Annotated in this window: 15 protein-coding genes; 11 read left to right on the top strand and 4 right to left on the bottom strand. The window is 73.0% G+C overall.

All coding sequences use genetic code 11. The features are described from left to right. The first annotated feature begins 26 nt into the window (after nt 1–26). Complete coding sequence (locus O7614_RS17975; protein WP_278139614.1) at nt 27–431, top strand: DoxX family protein; 405 nt, start codon at nt 27–29, stop codon at nt 429–431. A gap of 75 nt (nt 432–506) precedes the next feature. On the opposite strand, the gene O7614_RS17970 is transcribed toward O7614_RS17975, so the two are convergent. Further along, nucleotides 507–2,240, bottom strand: a complete 1,734-nt coding sequence (locus O7614_RS17970) for a DEAD/DEAH box helicase (RefSeq protein WP_278139613.1) — start codon at nt 2,238–2,240, stop codon at nt 507–509. A gap of 77 nt (nt 2,241–2,317) precedes the next feature. Between O7614_RS17970 and O7614_RS17965 the strand changes: the two genes are divergently transcribed. The 6 genes from O7614_RS17965 to O7614_RS17940 all read left to right on the top strand — a co-directional run bounded on the left by O7614_RS17965 (nt 2,318) and on the right by O7614_RS17940 (nt 8,580). After that, entirely contained in the window at nt 2,318–2,836 is a 519-nt protein-coding gene (locus O7614_RS17965) for a 2'-5' RNA ligase family protein (RefSeq protein ID WP_278139612.1), read from the top strand. Between the two features lie 33 nt (nt 2,837–2,869). Then, nucleotides 2,870–3,610: a winged helix-turn-helix domain-containing protein gene (locus tag O7614_RS17960; RefSeq protein ID WP_278139611.1), complete on the top strand. Its 741-nt coding sequence runs from the start codon at nt 2,870–2,872 to the stop codon at nt 3,608–3,610. Between the two features lie 71 nt (nt 3,611–3,681). Beyond that, nucleotides 3,682–4,716, top strand: a complete 1,035-nt coding sequence (locus O7614_RS17955; RefSeq protein WP_278139610.1) for a cytochrome P450 — start codon at nt 3,682–3,684, stop codon at nt 4,714–4,716. Beyond that, a complete protein-coding gene (locus O7614_RS17950) occupies nt 4,713–5,510 on the top strand; it encodes an isocitrate lyase/phosphoenolpyruvate mutase family protein (RefSeq protein ID WP_278139609.1) in 798 nt (265 codons plus the stop codon). The genes O7614_RS17955 and O7614_RS17950 overlap by 4 nt, the downstream gene beginning before the upstream one ends. 507 nt (nt 5,511–6,017) lie before the next feature. Beyond that, nucleotides 6,018–6,986 carry a DUF5715 family protein gene (locus O7614_RS17945; RefSeq protein ID WP_278139608.1) on the top strand — a complete coding sequence of 323 codons (969 nt, stop codon included), beginning with the start codon at nt 6,018–6,020 and terminating at the stop codon, nt 6,984–6,986. A 4-nt stretch (nt 6,987–6,990) separates the two neighbouring features. Continuing rightward, nucleotides 6,991–8,580 (top strand): asparagine synthase-related protein, encoded by a 1,590-nt coding sequence (locus O7614_RS17940; RefSeq protein ID WP_278139607.1) that lies wholly within the window; start codon nt 6,991–6,993, stop codon nt 8,578–8,580. 92 nt (nt 8,581–8,672) lie between these two features. Here O7614_RS17940 and O7614_RS17935 read toward each other — a convergent pair whose 3' ends face one another. After that, on the bottom strand, nt 8,673–9,884 hold the full coding sequence (locus O7614_RS17935) for an SLC13 family permease (protein WP_278139606.1): 1,212 nt from the start codon (nt 9,882–9,884) through the stop codon (nt 8,673–8,675). A 183-nt stretch (nt 9,885–10,067) separates the two neighbouring features. Next, complete coding sequence (locus O7614_RS17930) at nt 10,068–11,513, bottom strand: hypothetical protein (protein ID WP_278139605.1); 1,446 nt, start codon at nt 11,511–11,513, stop codon at nt 10,068–10,070. Nucleotides 11,514–11,651: 138 nt separating this feature from the next. Here O7614_RS17930 and O7614_RS17925 point away from each other — a divergent pair, with 138 nt between their 5' ends. From O7614_RS17925 to O7614_RS17910, 4 genes are all read left to right on the top strand, one after another. Then, on the top strand, nt 11,652–12,359 hold the full coding sequence (locus tag O7614_RS17925) for a DUF305 domain-containing protein (RefSeq protein WP_278139604.1): 708 nt from the start codon (nt 11,652–11,654) through the stop codon (nt 12,357–12,359). A 49-nt stretch (nt 12,360–12,408) separates the two neighbouring features. Beyond that, entirely contained in the window at nt 12,409–13,620 is a 1,212-nt protein-coding gene (locus tag O7614_RS17920) for a sensor histidine kinase (RefSeq protein ID WP_278139603.1), read from the top strand. Then, nucleotides 13,617–14,282 (top strand): response regulator transcription factor, encoded by a 666-nt coding sequence (locus O7614_RS17915; protein WP_278139602.1) that lies wholly within the window; start codon nt 13,617–13,619, stop codon nt 14,280–14,282. The genes O7614_RS17920 and O7614_RS17915 overlap by 4 nt, the downstream gene beginning before the upstream one ends. Nucleotides 14,283–14,429: 147 nt before the next feature. Then, nucleotides 14,430–16,904, top strand: a complete 2,475-nt coding sequence (locus tag O7614_RS17910; protein WP_278139601.1) for an FtsX-like permease family protein — start codon at nt 14,430–14,432, stop codon at nt 16,902–16,904. Between the two features lie 108 nt (nt 16,905–17,012). Here the strand turns inward: O7614_RS17910 and O7614_RS17905 are convergent, their stop codons facing one another. Next, nucleotides 17,013–18,275 carry a nucleotide sugar dehydrogenase gene (locus O7614_RS17905; RefSeq protein WP_278139600.1) on the bottom strand — a complete coding sequence of 421 codons (1,263 nt, stop codon included), beginning with the start codon at nt 18,273–18,275 and terminating at the stop codon, nt 17,013–17,015. Nucleotides 18,276–18,365: the final 90 nt, after the last annotated feature.

Genomic DNA, 18,365 nt, shown 5'->3' with positions numbered 1-18,365 from the left:
GAGGCGTCCCCCAGGAGGAACACCCCGTGAACCTGGTGCTCTGGATCATCCAGATCCTGCTCGCCGTCGTCTTCGCCGGCGCCGGCGCGGCCAAGCTGACGCAGCCCAAGGACAAGTTGCGTGAACTGATGCGGTGGGTGGACCCGGTCCCGCCCACCCAGGTCAAGGCGCTCGGTGCCGTCGAGCTGCTGGCCGCCGTCGGGCTGGTGCTGCCCCCACTGACCGGCATCGCCACCGTGCTCACGCCGTTGGCCGCCACCGGGCTGGTCATCGTCATGATCGGGGGCATCCTGGTGCACCTGCGCGACCGGAAGAAGCAGGACACCCCGCAGGGGCGTCGCACGGAGATCCAGGGCGCGATCACCTGCGCGGTGCTGCTGGTGCTCGCCGCCGTGGTGGCGTGGGGCCGCTTCGGGCCGTACCCCTTCTGACCCGGCGCGCCGGCGACCGTCGTACCCCCGCGGTCGCCGGCGGCGTGTTCAGGCCGGCGGTCGCCGGCGGCGTGTTCAGCGCTCGTCGCCGCCGCGGTCGCGGCGCACGGTCGCCTTGCGGCCCTTGATCGTGCTCTGCCGCAGCCCGGAGATCACCTCGTCGGCCACCCCCTGCGGTACCTCCACCAGGGAGAACCGGTCGGCGATCTCGATCGAGCCGATGTCCCGGCCGCGGATCCCGGTCTCGCCGGTGATGGCGCCGACCAGATCCTGGGGGCGCACCCCCGCGCGCCGGCCCAGGCCGACGAAGACCTGGACGGTGTTGCCACCGCCGGAACGTGGACGCCCTCCGCCCCGCCGATCGCCGCCCCGGCCGCCGGACTCCGGTCGACCCTCCCGGGGGCCGCGTACCGGAACCTGCGGGATCTCCTGCTCGTCGTCGGAGCCCGGCGACGTCACCTCGTGGGCCAGCTTCACGGCGGCGAGGGCGACCTCCATCAGGTCGAACTCGTCGGTCAGCGTCTCCACGATCACCCGGTACGGGTCGAGGTCGTCCTCCAGCAGGCTCTCGCGCAGCGCCCCCTGGGTCAGCTCCAACCGACGGGTCCGCATGTCCGCCACGGTGGGGATCTTGTCGATGGTGATCCGCTGGCCGGTCACCCGCTCGATGGTCTTGAGCATCCGGTGCTCGCGCGGCTCGGCGAGGGTGATCGCCACGCCCTCGCGGCCGGCCCGGCCCACCCGGCCGATCCGGTGCACGTACGACTCGGGGGCGGACGGTACGTCGTAGTTGACGACGTGGGTGAGCTGCTCGACGTCCAGCCCTCGGGCCGCCACGTCGGTGGCCACCAGCAGGTCGGCGGTGCCCGCCCGCAGCCGGCCCATCACCCGGTCGCGCTGCTCCTGGCTCATGCCACCGTGCAACGCCTCGGAGCGGTAGCCCCGGCCGTTCATCGTCTCGGTCAGCCGGTCGACCTCTTCCCGGCTGCGGCAGAACACGATCGCGGCGGTGGGCGACTCGACGTCCAGCACCCGACCCAGTGCGGCCGGCTTGTGCGCGCGGGTCACGATGTACGCGCTCTGCCGCACCCGGGGCGCCTCACCCGCGACCGGCTGCTCCCGGCCGATCTCGATCCGGACCGGCTCGCGGAGGTGCTGCCGGGCCATCCCGTCGATGCGCGAGGGCATGGTGGCCGAGAACAGCACCGTCTGACGCTGCGCCGGAGCGTGCTCCAGGATCGCCTCGATGTCCTCGGCGAAGCCCATGTCGAGCATCTCGTCGGCCTCGTCGAGCACCACCGTGGCCAGCCCACCGAGGCGCAGGGTGCCCCGGGCGATGTGGTCGAGGGCGCGTCCCGGGGTGGCCACCACCACGTCCACGCCGTTGTCGAGTGCCCGCAGCTGCCGTCCGATCGGCTGCCCACCGTAGATCGGCAGCACCCGGGCGCCCAGGTCCTTGCCGTAGCGGTGGAACGCCTCGGACACCTGCACGGCCAGCTCACGAGTCGGCACCAACACCAGCGCGACCGGATCGCCGCCACGGCGGTGGGCGGTCATGAGGTTCAGCAGCGGGAGCGCGAACGCCGCCGTCTTGCCGGTGCCGGTGGCGGCCTGGCCCAGCAGGTCGCGACCCTCCAGCAGCGGTGGGATCGCCTCCCGCTGGATGGGTGTCGGCTCCTCGTAGCCGAGGGCGGACAGCGCGCCCAGCAGCTCGGCGCGCAGCCCGAGCTCGGTGAAGGCGTTCACCTCGTCGGTGCCGGCGGGGGTGGCGTCGGACAGTGCGTCGTGCTGTGCAGGTGCGGAACTCATGTGCCAAGCCTTTCATCACGCCGTCTGGGCCGCTGCGCCGACCGCCACATGAGTGCCACCCCCGGTAACGTGGCGGGGTGCGTACGGTGGAACTGGTCTGCTCGTCCGGCCTGGAGGTCGCGGTCCGGGCGGTCTGGGGCCGTCTGGCCGCCGCCGGGTTGCCCAGCCTGGCCCGCAACATCCATCCGACCAACCGGCCGCACCTCACCCTCGCCGCGGTGGACGATCTTCCGCCCGGCGTCGCGCGCCGTCTGGCCGAGCTGTTCGACGACGCGCTGCCGGTGCCGGTGACCCTCGACCGCGTCGTGGTCCTCGACGGCAGCGCTCCCTTGGTCTGGCTCGTCCGACCCACCCCGCCGCTGACCGCGCTGCACGCCGCCGTCTGGGACGTCCTCGGCGACACCGAGGGGCAGCGTCCGTGGCATGCGCCGGGTGCGTGGGTGCCGCACCTGAGCCTGGCGCTCCGGTTCCGCAACGCGGACCTGCGGCTGGCCCGGGCCGTCGCGGGCGGCCAGCGCCCGGCGGGCGCGTTCGACGGCGCTCGCAGCTACGACGACACGGACCGGACGGTGTCCCCGCTCACCCGGCTCCGCTGAGGTCGTCGCGGTGCCGAGGGCGATGATGGCGTCATGAGTGGTGGAGAGGGCCAGGCAATGGCCGAGCTGGCGGCCCTGCTGGCCGACGGCACCCGCGCCGGGATGTGCCTGGCGCTGCTCGACGGGCGGGCGTGGACCGCCGGCGAGCTGGCCCGGCGCGCCGGTGTCGCCCCGTCGACGGCAAGCGACCACCTGACCCGACTCGTCCGCGGTGGGCTGCTCGTCGAGGAACGGCAGGGCCGGCACCGCTACCTGCGGTTGGCCGGGCCGTCGGTGGCCCAGTTGATCGAGGACCTGGCCGGCCACGCCCCGGCCACGCCCACCCCGACCGGGTCGCTGCGTGCGACGACCGCCACCGCCGCCTTGGCGTACGCCCGGACCTGCTACGACCACCTCGCCGGGCGGCTGGGCGTGCTGATGTACGACGCGCTGCTGGCCGCGCGCCGACTCGACCGGTCCAGCGGACTGGCGGTGACACCCGACGGGTGGGCCTGGGCGGCCGGGCTCGGCGTACCGGTGGACGTGCTGCGCGCCGCCCGGCGTCCGGTGGTCCGCGACTGCCTGGACTGGACCGAACGCCGCCCACACCTGGCCGGTGCGCTCGGCGCCGCACTCTGCCGCCGCTTCAGCGACCTGGGCTGGATCAGCCAGGGCACCGGCCGCGCCGTCCGTGTCACTCCCGCCGGCCGCCCTGGCCTGGCCGCAGCCCTGGCCATCCCCGAACACGCCCTCCACCCGCCAGTAGCCCCGGCGCCCACGAGTGGCCGTGCCTGACGGGCGAGCAGCGGTGACCGCGCCGGCATCGTTCGGCGCGGGGCGAACGGTTCGCGCCCTACGGTCGGGCGGTGACTGACAACTGGCCGCACATCCCGCCCGCCCCGGGAACGCCGGCGTGTGGGCCGCCCTCGTTCGAACCGGAACGCGGTTGGTGGGTGACCCGGCACGCCGACGTGCGGGCGGCGCTGACCTGCCCGGCGTTCCAGATGCCGGCCGTCGACACCGGTTCGCCCGGCACCCTCGCCTGGCTGCGCGGCACGGTCAGCCGGTTCAGTCCACCGCGACACCACGCCCAGCGGCGGGCGATCGTCGTGACGGCGCTGACCCCGCTGGACCCGGACGACCTGCGACACGACGCGGCGCGGCTGACCGTTACCGTTCTCGACCGCGCCGGCGACCGCCTCGACGTGATGCGGGAACTGGCCCGGCCGGTGCCGCTGCGGGCGTTGGCCGATCGCCTCGGTTTCGCTGATCCGGCAGCCGCCGGAACGGCGGTCGCGGTCGTCGCGACGGCGTACCACCCGGGGGTGGACCCGGCGCTGACCACGCGGGCCGACCGGGCGGTGGCGACGCTGCTGGCGCTCGCGCCGGACGGCCCGCCAGAAGCGCAGGCGAACCTGATCGGTCTGCTCGTCCAGGCGTGCGACGCGACCGCCGGCCTGATCGGCGCCGCCGCCCACCACCTGCGGCCCCCAGTCGCCCCGCGAACGCCGGTCTCGGCGGAGACCGCCGACCTGCTGGCCGAGGTGTTGCGCCTCGACCCGCCGGTGCGGGCGACCCGGCGCGTCACCACGACCGGCGTGCGACTGGGTGGACGGGATCTGCCGGCCGGCAGCCCGGTGCTGCTGCGCTTCGACGCGGCCAACCGCGACCCGCGGGCGTTCCCCGAACCGCACGCGTTCCGGCCCGGTCGGCCCGGTGCCAGCCTGTTGACCTTCGGGACGGGGGAACGCGGCTGCCCCGGCGACCGGCACGCCCTGGCCCTCGCCGCCGGGGTGCTCGACGTGCTGTGGGAACGCTGCCGGCGCACCCCGGCCCCGCTGCGCCACGAACCGCACCCGACCCTGCGCGTTCCGACCAACCTGGAGGTGAGCGTCCGATGAGCGACCGCCGTGCCGCGTTCCACGCCCTGCACCACGCCGGCCGCCCCCTGCTGCTGCCCAACGCCTGGGACCACGCCTCGGCGGCGGCGCTCGCCGCGCGCGGCCATCCGGCGATCGGCACCACCAGCCTCGGCGTCGCCGCGACCGCCGGACTTCCCGACGGCGCGGCGGCCACCGCCGAGGAGACCCTGACCCTGGCCCGCCGGCTGGCCCGGCTGCCGGTGCTGCTCAGCGTCGACGTGGAGGCCGGGTTCAGCGACGACCCGGCGGAGGTCGCCGGGTACGTGGCAGAGTTGGCCGGGCTCGGCGTGGTCGGGATCAACCTGGAGGACGGGCGACCGGACGGCACCCTCGCCGAGGCCGAGAGCGTGACCGACAAGATCGCGGCGGTGAAGGCGGCGGTGCCGGACCTGTTCGTCAACGCGCGCACCGACACGTGGTGGCTTCCGGTGGCCGACCCGCTGCCGCAGGCCCTCGCCCGCGCCCACGCCTACCGAACGGCCGGCGCGGACGGAATCTTCGTGCCCGGCCTCCTCGACGAGGCGACGCTGCGCGTGCTCACCGAGCGATTCGACGCGCCGGTGAACGCGCTGTACCAACCGGGCGGACCAGGACTGACCGAACTGGGCAGGGCCGGGGTGGCCCGGGTCAGCACCGGCTCCCTGCTGTTCCGGGCCGCGCTGGGCGCCGCGGTGACCGCCGCCGAGGCGATCCGCGCCGGCGTACTCACCGCGCCGGCGGAACTGCCGACGTACGCCGAGGTGCAGGACCTGGTGCCGGCGGACGGCGACTGACGGCGGCGGCCGGGCGCTCGGCGGGAGGTGGCGGGCTGGGCATGCCTCATGCGCTGCGGCCCGTCGGTGGGCCGTGCTCGGGCTCACGCGAGACGGCCCGGCGGGTGATGGGTGGTGTGTTGGTCGGTGCCTTTGGAGCTGAATCGTTTGTGACATCACAGGGCCGCTTGCTCCGGGCTCCGGGCTCAGGGCTCCGGGCTCAGGGCTCCGGGCTCAGGGCTCAGGGCTCAGGGCTCAGGGCTCAGGGCTTCGGGCTTCGGGCTTCGGGCTCCGGGCTCGCGCTCGGGCGGGGTCTCCCGGGCGGGCCGTCCCGGGAAGACGGAGCCGGCGGCGTTGATTCGTTGGCGACATCAGCTCCAAAGCGTCAACCCGAGGATCACCCCGACTGCTCGGCCCGCGTTCCGTTCGGGGGGAGATAGGAGGATTGTTCGGTCCGTTCCGGTCCCGATGATTACGGTGTGTTTCAGGGCGAACACCCAATGTCGTGACCGGAGGAAGGACCCCGTCATGCGAGTGCCCAGCCGTAGTCCGGGACAGCAGCCCGGTCCGCCCGTGTCGCCCACCGCCCCGAACCGACGTCGACCCTCCGGCGCCACCCCCCGGCGCCTCCCCACCGCCGAGCCCGACCTGGCCGCCTACCGGGCCGCCGTGGCCGAACTGCTGGTCGAGGTGGGCGCCCTGGCCGACGCGACGAGCACCCGGGCCCGACAGGTGCTCATCGACGAGCGGTTGCGGGAGCCCGCGCTCGCCGCGGTTCTCGACTCCACCCCGCAGGGCCTGATCGGCGCCCGCGAGACGCTGCTGCTGGAAATGGCCCGCTACCAGCCGAACGAGCGCACCTCGGCGCGTGACCTGACCGCGCTGGTACGGATCTACCTGCTCTCGCGCATCGACGTGCTGTGGTGGCAGGACGCGCCGACGTTCGTCACCGACGACCAGGTCAACGGCAGTGCCGAACTGGTCGACCTGGAGTGGCTGCGCCGCCGGGACCTGCTGCGCTTCCGCTACCAGGAGCAGCCCGCCACCATGATCGGTCGGGCCGCGCGCGGGCTGCGTCGTCGTCTCCGGCCGGACCTCACCCCGCGTACGGCCGGGCTGCTCTTCCGCCGGGCCCGGCGAGAGGTGGTGGCGCTGCTCAACGACATCGGGCGGGAGTTCGCCGCCGCCGCGCCGCCGGCCACCCCACCGCTGTGGGTCACCAGTCTCGTCCGCAGTGCCGAACACCAATACCGGCTGCGCCGCCTCGGCTACGCCGCGATGCTGCCCAGTGGGCACTGCCTCGGCTACTCCGTCGACGTCGAGCTGGCCTGGTTCGAGCGTTTCGGCGCGCGGGACACCCTGGCGGAACTGCTGCTCAACCGCCAGAAGGTTGGAGAGCTGAACGTGATCGACGAGGGGCAGGCGTGGCACCTCTGTCTCGCGCCCACCGCCCGGCGTCGCCTACGCCGGGCCTACGAGGCCGAGATGGGGGTCTGACCCGGTGTGCGGCATCGCGTTGAGCATCGGCCCCGAGGCCGACCCGGCGACGTTCCGGCGGATGCTCGCCGTCCTGGCCCCTCGCGGTGAGGTCACCGAAACCCGGTCCGAGATCGGTCTGCTCGCCGGCACCCGCCGGCTTCGAATCGTCGACCGGGACCGGGCGGTGCAACCGTGGACCTCCGCCGACGAACGCTGGCTGCTCTGCTTCAACGGCGAGATCTTCAACTACCGGGAGCTGCGGGCGCAGTTGACCCGCCTCGGACAGGCCTTCCGCACCGAGAGCGACACCGAGGTGCTGCTCGCCGCGTTCCAACAGTGGGGCGAGGCGGCGGTGACCCGGCTCCGCGGCGAGTACGCCTTCGCGGTCGTCGAGCGGGCCACCGGCCGGACCTACCTGGCCCGCGACCCGGTCGGGGTCAAGCCGCTGTACTGGTCGCGCCGTCCCGGCTGCCTGCACCTCGCCTCCGAGGTCAAGGCACTCGTCGCGCACGGCGCCCCGATCGGCGAGGTGCCGCCCGGGCACCACGGCTGGGCGGAGGCGGACGGACACCTGCGACTGAAGCCGCACGTCGACCTGCTCACCATCGGCGCGGGCCTGCCGGTCATCGACGACCCGGACGAGGCCGCCCTGCTCGTCCGTGCGGCGTTGAGCGACGCGATCCGGATGAGGGTGGAGACCGACCTGACCGTCGGGGTCGTACTCTCCGGTGGGTTGGACAGCTCGTTGACCCTGCGGCAGGTGCGCGACATCCACCCGGACTGCGTCGCGGTGACGGTCGGCGTGGCGGACAGCCCCGACGTGGCGTACGCCCGGCGGCTCGCCGCCGACCTCGACGTGCCGCACGTGGTGGTCGAACTGCGCCCGCGCGACATCCGGCTCGCCGACGTCCGCGAGGCGATCCGGATGTCCGAGCTGACCGAGTACGGCGACATCATCAACGCGGTCGTCTCGGTGCCGATCTTCCGGCGGCTACGCGACCTCGGCATCAAGGTGGTGCTGACCGGTGACGGCTCCGACGAGCTGTTCGGCGGATACCCGATGTACCACCAGGTCGGCCCGGCCGCGGCGCGCAGGCTGTTCCTGCACCGGATCCGCAACCTGTGCCGTACCGAGTTGCAGCGGGTCGACCGGGCCGCCATGGCACACGGGGTGGAGGCCCGGGTGCCGTTCCTCGACCTCAGCGTGGTGGAGCTGGCGATGCGGCTGCCGCTGGATCTGAAACTGCGCCACGGACAGGAGAAGTGGATCGTCCGGCGGGCGTTCGCGGACGTGCTGCCCGACTACATCCTGCGCCGCCCGAAGCATCCGATGTCCTACTCGTCGGGGCTGCACGAGCGGGTCCGGCTGTACAAGCCACTCTTCGCCCGGCTGCACCGATCGTTCGGCTACGACCTGCAGGAGCCGGTCCGCCGGGACTTCGACAGTGTCCTGAGCCGCTGCGGCAACGACCTCGACCGGGCCATCGCCGACGGGCTGACCCGGCCCGACTACACCGTCCTGGAGCACGCCCGTGACCTGGTCGGCGCGGCCAGGTGGAACGCCGCGCCGATGGTCCGTCGTCTGGTCGGCCCGCGCCCGGCCCGGCACTGAACCCGCCCGCCAGCGCCGGGTCCGATCCCCGCCAGCTGTTCGCCGTGGAGCGGGCCGCAACCTGACGCCACCCGGCCGCGAGCGGGCGGCGTTCAGCTCACCAGCAGCAGCGCGCCGACCGCGGCGAGCGTGCCGGTGACCGCGAGCAGCGTGCTGGTCAGCACGAACCGGGTCACCGGCACCGCCACCCCGGCCGCCCGGCACCGCTCGAACCAGAGCAGGGTGGCCAGCGATGCCCAGGGTGCGGCCAGCGGGCCGACGTTGGTGCCGATCAGCAGGGCCAGCAGGCGGGTGTGGTCACCGGTGGGCAGCACCGACTCGCCGGCCAGGTAGGCCGGCAGGTTGTTCACCGCGTTGGCGAGCAGCGCTCCGGTGCCACCGGCGCGCACGGCGCCCAGCGCGCCACCGTCCGCGCCGAGCAGGGTGCCGACCAGGTCGTCCAGCCCGTGCCGGCCGAGGGTCTGCACCACCAGGAACAGGCCGGTGACGAAGAACAGCAGGCGGACCGGGACCAGCCCTGGGCGCAGCGTGGCGGGGGAGCGGACGAGGAACCCGACCAGCACCAGCGCGAGCGCGACGGTGGAGGCGATCTCGATCTCCACTCCGGCGAGGATGCCGGCGACGAAGAGCAGGCAACCGGCCAGCGCCGTGCGGTGCAGCACCGGATCGGCGGGCACGTGACGGGCCGGCGGAGCGAACCGTCCGCCGGCGGGCCGGTCCCGCCGCCACCACCCGAACCAGAGCAGGGCCATGGTGGCCGCCACGGCGGCGAGCTGCGGCAACGCCATGCGGGCCGCGTACGCCAGGGGTGCCAGCCCGACCCGGTCGGCCGCCAACAGGTTCGTCAGGTTCGACACCGGCAACAGCAGGCTCGCGGTGTTCGCCAACCAGACCGTGGTGACGGCGAGCGGGGCGGCGGGGATCCGCAGGTTGCGGGCCAGCGCGAGCAGCACCGGGGTGAGTAGTACCGCGGTGGTGTCGAGGTTGAGCACGAGGGTGGTGAGTGTGGCGAGACCGCCGCAGAGCAGGAACAACGCCGCCCAACTGCCTCGGGAGGCCCGGGCCAGTCGACTGGCCAGCACGTCGAAGACACCGGCCACGGCGGTCAGCTCGGCCAGCACGATCACGGTGCCGAGGAACAGCAGCAGCGGCAGGATCCGGTGCAGGGTCTGGGTGGTCTCCGCGCGGGGGAGCAGCCCGCTCAGCGCGCAGGCCGCGCCGACCACGGCGAGGACGGCCGCCACCAGGTCCAGCGGGTGGGGTCGCCAGCGCGTGGTCGGCTCGGGCGGGGCTGCGAGGGTCACATCTGATCACGTTGGCACAGCCCCTGGTCAGCTGCCTGGCAACCCCACGCGGTGGTGACCAGCCCCACCGTTTGCGCCGCCGCCGACGAGGGCAGGCGGATCGATGCGGTGGGCGCCCGTCCGGACGTGGCCGGGCCCGGCCCCCGGGGATCGGGGACCGGGCCCGGCGTCGTGCGCGGTGCGTTACCAGCCCAGGTAGCTGGGCTGTGTCTGCACGTTGAGCTCCGAGTAGCGGGTCAGCTTGGCCGTCCAGGTGCGCCAGTCGTTCAGCTCCAGGACGTCCAGGCCCTTCACCATGTCGTTGGAGTAGATGTGGCCGTTGTAGTAGTACGCGGACCAGGTGCCGCCGCCGACAGGCCGGTCTGCCGAGAGCGGACCGCGCTCCCAGAAGGCGATCTCCTTCGGCTTGGCCGAGTCGGTGAAGTCCCAGACCGAAATGCCGCCCTGGTACCACGCCTGGACCATGATGTCCTTACCGAGCACCGGGATCAGCGAGCCGTTGTGCGCCACGCAGTTCTCGGTGTCGGCGTTCGCCCGGGGGATCTTGTAGTAACTGCGGAAGGTCATCGTCCGCGCGTTGCCACGGCCGGTGATGTCGTAGATGGCGTCCGCGCCCCGGTTCGGGCCGACGGTCTCGTTGCAGGTCGCCGCCCCGCCACCACCCAGCTCGTCGGTGAAGATCACCTTGGTGCCGGCGTTGTTGAAGGTGGCCGAGTGCCAGAACGCGAAGTTGACCTCGTCCCGGACCCGGTTGATGACGCGGGGTGCTTCCCGGTTCTTGATGTCGAGCAGGATGCCGTCACCCATGCACGCGCCGGCGGCCAGGTCCTTGGCCGGGTAGACGGTGATGTCGTGGCAGCCGGTCGTGGCCGAGCCGGTTTCACTGCCCGGGAAACCGCCGTCCGGGAAGAGGTTCGGCGTGGCGATCACCGCGGCGTCGGTCGGCTTCTTCAGCGGCACCTTGATGATCGAGATGGAGTCGTGCGGCGGCTGGCAGTCCGGGAATTCGGCCCGCGGGCTGTACGAGGAGACGTACAGGTAGACGGTCTTGCGGTCCTTGCCGGGGACCAGGGTGTGGGTGTGGGAGCCACAGGCCGTCTCGACCGACTTGATGTAGCGCGGGTTGGCCTTGTCCTTGATGTCGAAGACCTTGATGCCCTCCCACGAGCCCTTCACGTCCGCCCCCTGCGTGGTGCTGTTGCAGGAGTCGTCGCTGCGGGACGAGTCGGTGGAGAGGAAGAGCAGGTCACCGTGAACGGAGATGTCGTTCTGTGACCCCGGGCAGAGCACCCGGGCCTTGACCGTCGGAGCGCTGGGCCGCGAGATGTCGTAGATGACGAAGCCGTTGTAGTTGCCGGCGAACGCGTACCTGCCCTGGAAGGCGATGTCGCTGTTGGTCGCGTCCAGTGGGGCGACCTTGGGCACGTTGGCGATCTGACGCAGGTTGGGGCTGCTCACGATCTCGTCGACGCCGGGGATCGCGTTGGTGAGCGCGGGGGTCGGGGCCGCCTGCGGCACCGTCTGGGCGTTGCTCGCCGGGGCGACGAGGGCGCTGGCGACGAGGAGGCCGGTCGTGGCGAGCGCCACGATGCGCAGTTGTCGTAACCGTGGCTTGTGGAGTCTGATCATCGGCGGGGCCCTTCGCAAGGGGGAGGCGATGGTCGACACGTTACCGTCCGACGAAGAACGTCGATGTGAGCTGGGTCACATCAAAGTGTGTTCTTCAATGGATAACATCGCGATGACCTCGACCTCAGGGAGTGGCCCATGACCAACCGGCGCGCACGTACCCTGGCCGTCGTCACACTGGCTCTCGTGTTGCCGCTGGTGGCGTTCCTGGTGATCCGTCTCGGCGGCGACACCGCTACGGACACCGCGCAGCCGGTCTCCGCGCCCGCCACCTCCGCCGCGCCACCGACGGCCAGCCCGGTCCCCACCGACCTGACCGTCATCGCGCCCGGCCGCCCGGGCGAGACGGCGGCCACCCGACCGGCGCACGAGGTCCGCGACGCCGGCCCCGCCCCGCACAACTCGCTGGACGTCGTGTTCGTTCGGATGATGATCCCGCACCACGCGCAGGCCCTGGCGATGGCGGAGCTCGCCCCCGACCGGGCCGCCGACCCGGATGTCCGTGCCATCGCCGAGCGCATCCGGGCCAGCCAGGGCCCGGAGATGGCCATGATGCGCGGCTGGCTGCAGACCCGTGGCCTCCCGGCGGAGGTCCAGGGGCACGACCACGGCGGCATGCGCGGCATGCAGTCGCCCGAGGCGATGCGGCAGCTCGCCGCGACCCGTGGCGCCGACTTCGACCGGCTCTTCGTCCGGATGATGACCGAGCATCACCAGGGTGCCATCGACATGGCCACCAACCTGTTGACGGTCGGCTCCGACCTGACGCTCAACGAGTTCGCCAATGCCGTCGCCACCGAGCAGACCGTCGAGATCGACCGCATGCGCGAGATCCTCGGCTCCTGAGCCCGAGTGCGGGGCGCGAGGGCCGAGAGCGTCCCGGCACGTACCCTGGGTGACCGTGAGAGGCACCCTGTTCGGTCGCCCGCTTCGCGGCGTCGCCTTCGACGTGGCCGTCGCCGCCCTGGTGGTGCTCGTCTCCGTGGCCTCGGCGGTGAACCAGCCGGGCGGGTGGGCGGCCACCCTGGTCGGCGTGGGGATGGCGGTGGCGTTGCTGTTCCGCCGTACCCACCCGAGCGCGGTGACGGTGGCGGTCGCGGCGCTCGCCCTGGTCCAGGTGGTCGCCGAGTGGGGGCCACTCGTCTACGACGTCGCCGTCCTGATCGCGCTCTACAGCGTGGTGAAGTACGGCGAGCGGCTCCGCGACGGGGTCCTGGCCGGCGCGGTCGCCGCCGTGGGCGTGCTGCTGGCCGCCGCGCAGACCCCCGGCGTCATCCAGTGGTGGGTCACCGCGCTGTGGTACGCCCTGGTCACCGGCGCGGTGTGGCTGGTCGCGCTGAACGTGCGAACCCGCAGGCTCTACGTGCTCAGCCTGGAGGAACGGGCCACCACCCTGGAACGTGAACGGGAGGCCGAGTTCCGGGCGGCGGTCGCCGAGGAACGCACGCGGATCGCTCGGGAGCTGCACGACGTGGTCGCCCACAGCATGGCGGTGATGATCGTCCAGGCGGACGGCGCCCGGTTCATGCTCGACCGCGACCCTGCCCAGGCGCGTACCGCCGTGAAGGTGGTCGCGGACACCGGCCGGCAGGCTCTGGAGGAGATGCGTCGCCTGGTCGGCGTCCTGCGCGACGCGGGCCCGGGCGGCGAGGACGGCCCCGTCGTGGCCGCCGACCCGGAGCACCGCCGCCTCGCCCTGGCCGAGCTGCCCGACCTGCTGGCCCGGTTCGACGACGCCGGGCTGCGCGTCCGCAGCACCGTCACCGGGGCGCCACCGGCGCTGCCACCGGGGCTGGAGCTGACCGTCTACCGGGTGGTGCAGGAGGCGCTGACCAACGCGCTCAAGCACGCCGGCGTCGGCGCCGGCGTCGAGGTCGTCCTGACCTACAGCGACGAGGCCGTCCTGGTCCGGGTCCTCGACAACGGTCTGGGCCGTCCACTGGTCAGCCCGGCGCCGTCGGGCGGTCACGGTCTGCTGGGCATGCGGGAGCGGGTGACGGTGTACGACGGCAGCCTCACCGCCGGCCCCCGGCCGGTCGGGGGCTGGCAGGTCGAGGTGCGGCTACCGCTACGGTCGGAGCCGGCGACGGAGGTGATCGCGGCATGACGATCCGGGTGGTGATCGTGGACGACCAGGCGCTGGTTCGCGCCGGGTTCCGCATGGTGCTGGACTCCCAGCCCGACCTGGAGGTCGTCGGCGAGGCGATCGACGGCGCCGACGCCCTGCGGGTGCTCGCCCGCACCGACGCCGACGTCGTCGTGATGGACATCCGGATGCCCACCATGGACGGGGTGGAGGCGACCCGTCGACTCTGCGCCGAGCGGCCCGCCGGTGGACCCCGGGTGCTGGTGCTGACCACCTTCGACACCGAGGCCGACGCGTTCGCGGCCCTGCAGGCCGGCGCGAGTGGGTTCCTGCTCAAGAACGTCCCACCGGAGGACCTGCTGGCCGCGATCCGGGTGGTGGCCCAGGGCGACTCCGTGGTCGCCCCGTCGATCACCCGGCGGCTGCTGGACCGTTTCGCCGGGCAGCTCGGCACCGCCCCGAGCGCCGACCCTCGGCTCGCGCAGCTCACCGAGCGGGAGCGGGAGGTGCTGCTGCTGGTCGCCCAGGGGCTTTCCAACGCGGAGATCGCCAACCGGGTGCACGTGGCCGAGGCCACGGTCAAGACACACGTCGGGCGGATCCTGGCGAAGCTCCAGCTCCGCGACCGGGTCCAGGCGGTGGTCCTGGCGTACGAGAGCGGGTTGGTCACACCCGGCGGATGACGTCGCGTACGACCTGGGTCGTAGCGGCTGGCGGACGCACCGCGACCCGGGGCGCACGCAGGTCGAGAGCGCAGGTGGAGATCGACGGACGGGTGCCGGCCATAGCGTCGGAGGGGTCCGATCCGCCACCTGCACCGGGAGCCCCGCTTGATCCGCCTGACCCTGCGCTCGCTGCGCGCCGAGGCGCTGCGCATGCTGCTCTCCGCGCTGGCCGTCGTGCTCGGTGTCGCCTTCGTCGCCGGCACCATGATCTTCGTCGACGGGATGCGCGCCGGAACGTACGAGCGGGCCGGCATGTTCGACCGCCACACCGACCTGGGTGTCTACTCGGCCGGCCGGGAGGTGTTGCCCCCGACGCTGGTGGACGCGGTGCGTGCGGTCGACGGGGTGGCCGCCGCGGCGGGTGAGCTGACCAACACGGCCGGGATCGTCGGCGTCGACGGTCGACCGGTGCTCGGCTTCACCATGCTCGTCGCGATCCCCACCGAGGACGCCCTGCGCTCGTACGACGTGGTCGCCGGACGGTTGCCCGACCGCGCCGGAGAGGTGGTGCTGGACGCGCCGACGGTCGCCGCGGAGGGCTTCGCGCTCGGCGCCGCAGTCCGCGTCGGCGGCGCCAGCGGTCCGGCCCGGCCGTACACCCTGGTCGGCGCCGTCGACGTGGCGGGTACCGCCCGTGATGTCGGCGGCCCGTTCGTCGGCATGGTCGGACCGGACGCCCTGGCCCTCACCGGCGAGCGTGGGTACGGCCGGATCCTGGTGGCGGCCCGGCCGGGCGCCTCCGTCGCGGCGCTGACCGACCGGCTGCGCGCCGTGATCGGCGGCGAGGCCGTCGTGAAGAGCCGTCAGCAGATCCTCGACGAGGCCGTCGAGGACGCGGTCCGCAACGTGGACCAGTTCCGGATGCTGCTGTTGATCTTCGTCGGGGTCGCCGTGGTGGTGGCCGGTTTCGTCATCGCCAACACGTTCGCGATCGTGGTGGCGCAGCGCACCCGGCGGATCGCCCTGCTGCGTTCGATCGGCGCCACGCGGGGTCAGGTCTTCCGGGCTGCCGTGCTGGAGTCGGCGGTGCTGGGGCTGGTCGCCTCCGCGTGCGGGGTGCTGCTCGGGGTGGCCCTCGCCGGCGGGATGCGGATGGTGATGTCGCGACTGGACGCGCCGGTCGCCGGTGGCCTGACCGTGACCGGCGCGACCGTCCTCACCGGTCTGCTCCTGGGCACCGGGCTGACCGTGTGCGCCGCTCTGCTTCCGGCCTGGCGGGGGACCCGGGTCGCCCCGGTGGCCGCGCTCACCGACGCTGCGGTGCAGCCCGCTCGCGCGGCCGGCCGGGTACGGCTGACCTGCGGCGCGGTGGTGCTGGCCGTCGGTGTCGCGGCGCTGGCCGGTGCCGCCAGCGCCGGTCAGGTGCTGCTGGTGGCGGTCGGCGGGGTGTTGGCCTTCTTCGGGATCGTGCTGTTCGGGCCGGTGCTCGTCCCGGCCCTGGCGCGGGTGTTCGGTTGGCCGGCACGTCGCGTGCTCGGGGCGACCGGTGAGCTGGCGGTGGCCAACACGATCCGCAACCCGCGGCGGGTCGCCGCGACCGCCACCGCCCTGGTGATCGGGATCGGGTTGGTGTCGGCGTTCATGGTCGGTGCCCGCAGCACCAGGGACGGCATCGAACGCAGCGTGGACGCCCAGATCGGAACCGACTTCGTGGTCAGCGGTATCGGCCAGGACCTGCCGGCCGCGCTCGCCGGTGAGCTTGCCGCCCGGCCCGAGCTGGGTGTGGTGCACGAGCAGCGCAGCACGGTCGTCGCCGATGTGGAGATCCGCGCGGCCCACCCGGCGTTGGTCGGCCGGACGCTGGGCGGGGTGCTCGCCGGCGACGCCGGTCGGTTCGGGCCGGGCCGGGTGCTGGTGCACCGGGAGTTGGCGCGGGCACGCGGCTGGCAGGTCGGCTCGCCGGTGACCGTCCAGGGCCGGTCGTTCCGGGTGGCCGCCGTGGTCACCGACGACACCTCCGGCGACGGCGTGCCGACCGGGTACGTCATCGACATGGCCGACGCGGACTTCGCCGCGCTCTTCCCCGGTCAGCGCGGGTTCCTTGCCGAGATCGACCCCGCCGCCGGGGTGAGCGCCGAGCGGGCCCGGGAGGTGATCGAGACGGTGCTGGGTCGCTACCCGACGGTGAACCTGATGGACCAGGGCGCGTACAAGACGATGCTGACCGGGACCGTCGACATGCTGCTCGTCTTCGTCACCGCGCTGCTCGGCCTGGCGGTGGTGATCGCCCTGGTCGGCGTGGCGAACACGCTGAGCCTGTCGGTGGTCGAGCGGACCAGGGAGAACGCTGTGCTCCGGGCGGTCGGGCTCACCCGGGGGCGCATGCGGGCCGTGCTCGCCGTCGAGGCGGTGCTGATGGCACTGGTCGGCGCGGTGCTCGGGGTCGGACTGGGCACCGGCGTCAGCGCCTCCGCGATGGCCATGCTGGGCCGCCTCGGCGGGGACTTCCACGTGGTGCTGCCGCTCGGTCAGCTCGGTCTGACCCTCGCCGTGGCGGTGGTGGCCGCTCTGCTCGCCTCGGTGCTGCCGTCCCGTCGGGCGCTGTCCCGTCCCGTCGTCGAGGCGCTCGCCGACCAGTGACCCGCTCGCGGTCCGGGCCGACCGGTGTCGGACCCCGCTGCCGGACGGACATCCGCCGGCCGGTCCCGCCATCTTCCCCGGCGGCGGGACCGGCCAGCGGTGCCGGGTCTACAGGCGCTCGACCAGCGGGCCGACGCACCGGTTGCGGGTGTCGAAGACGTAGCGGGCGTGCCGGACCACGAGGTCGTAGTCGAAGCTGTCGTGGTCGGTGACCACGACCACCCCGTCGGCGGCGCTCACCTCCCGCTCGGAGAGCCCGACCACGGTGACCCCGGCCGGGATCTGGTGCGGCTCGGCGTACGGCTCCACCGCGTGGACCTCGGCGCCGAGGGCCTGCAACCGGCGGGCCACGTCGACCGCCGGGGAGTCCCGCATGTCGCCGGTGTTCTTCTTGTACGCCAGTCCGAGCAGCAACAGCCGGGCGCCGCTGACGGACCGACCCTTGCGGTTCAATCCCGCCATGACCCGCTGCGCGACGTGCTCGGGCATCTCGTGGTTGACGTCGTTGGCCAGCTCGATGAACCGGAACTGCCGGCCGAGACGGCGCTTGACCTGCCACGACAGGTAACACGGGTCGATCGGCAGGCAGTGCCCGCCGACTCCGGGGCCGGGCCGGAACGGCAGGAAGCCGAACGGCTTGGTCTCGGCCGCGTCGATCGCCTGCCAGACGTCGATGTCGAGGTGGTGCGAGAGCATCGTCAGCTCGTTGATCAACGCGATGTTGACCTGGCGGAACGTGTTCTCGATCAGCTTGGTCAACTCGGCGACTCGGGTGGAGTCCACCGGGACGGTGCGCTGCACGAGGCGCTGGTAGAACTCGTCCACCCGGGCCAGCGACGCCGAGTCCACACCGGAGACCACCTTCGGGGTGTTCTCCAGCTTCCAGGTCGGGTTGCCCGGGTCGATCCGTTCCGGGCTGTAGCCGAGATGGAAGTCGCCAGGGCTGCTCAGGCCGCTGGCCGATTCCAACAGCGGACGCAACAGCTCCTCGGTCGTACCGGGGTACGTGGTCGACTCCAGGACCACGGTGCAACCCGGCCGGACGTACGGGCCGATGCCGACACCGGCCTGCTCGACGAAGCTCAGATCGGGAGTGCCGTCGCGCAGCGGAGTCGGCACGGTGATGACACAGATGTCGAAGCCCTCGGCGTCGGAGTACTCCGTGCTGGGGTGGTACCGGCCGCTGCTCAGCGCCCGGCCCAGCCGGTCGGTCGGGATGTCCTCGATGAACGACTCACCGGAGGCGAGCCGCTTCACCCGGTCGGCGTCGACGTCGAGACCGACCACGTCCAGCCCCGCTTCCACGGCTCGCAGGGCCAGCGGCAGCCCGACGTACCCCTGACCGATCACGACCAGCTTTTCAGCGCTCACCCAGGCTCCTGCGGCAGTTGGTGGAAATGGCCTGCAGAGAGCCTAGAGGCGTCTTCAGTGACGTAAGTCCGTTTTGGGGATATCGGTGCT

The organism is Micromonospora sp. WMMD961, assembly GCF_029626145.1.
Taxonomy (GTDB): domain Bacteria; phylum Actinomycetota; class Actinomycetes; order Mycobacteriales; family Micromonosporaceae; genus Micromonospora.
The sequence above is the reverse complement of the archived record's forward strand: the minus strand, read 5'-3'. Positions and strand labels throughout refer to the sequence as shown.

Bases quoted from the DNA above. Each gene is read 5' to 3' on its own strand.
- O7614_RS17970 (WP_278139613.1), bottom strand. From the start codon at position 2,240: ATGAGTTCCGCACCTGCACAGCACGACGCACTGTCCGACGCCACCCCC.
- O7614_RS17960 (WP_278139611.1), top strand. From the start codon at position 2,870: ATGAGTGGTGGAGAGGGCCAGGCAATGGCCGAGCTGGCGGCCCTGCTG.
- O7614_RS17950 (WP_278139609.1), top strand. From the start codon at position 4,713: ATGAGCGACCGCCGTGCCGCGTTCCACGCCCTGCACCACGCCGGCCGC.
- O7614_RS17945 (WP_278139608.1), top strand. From the start codon at position 6,018: ATGCGAGTGCCCAGCCGTAGTCCGGGACAGCAGCCCGGTCCGCCCGTG.
- O7614_RS17930 (WP_278139605.1), bottom strand. From the start codon at position 11,513: ATGATCAGACTCCACAAGCCACGGTTACGACAACTGCGCATCGTGGCG.
- O7614_RS17925 (WP_278139604.1), top strand. From the start codon at position 11,652: ATGACCAACCGGCGCGCACGTACCCTGGCCGTCGTCACACTGGCTCTC.
- O7614_RS17915 (WP_278139602.1), top strand. From the start codon at position 13,617: ATGACGATCCGGGTGGTGATCGTGGACGACCAGGCGCTGGTTCGCGCC.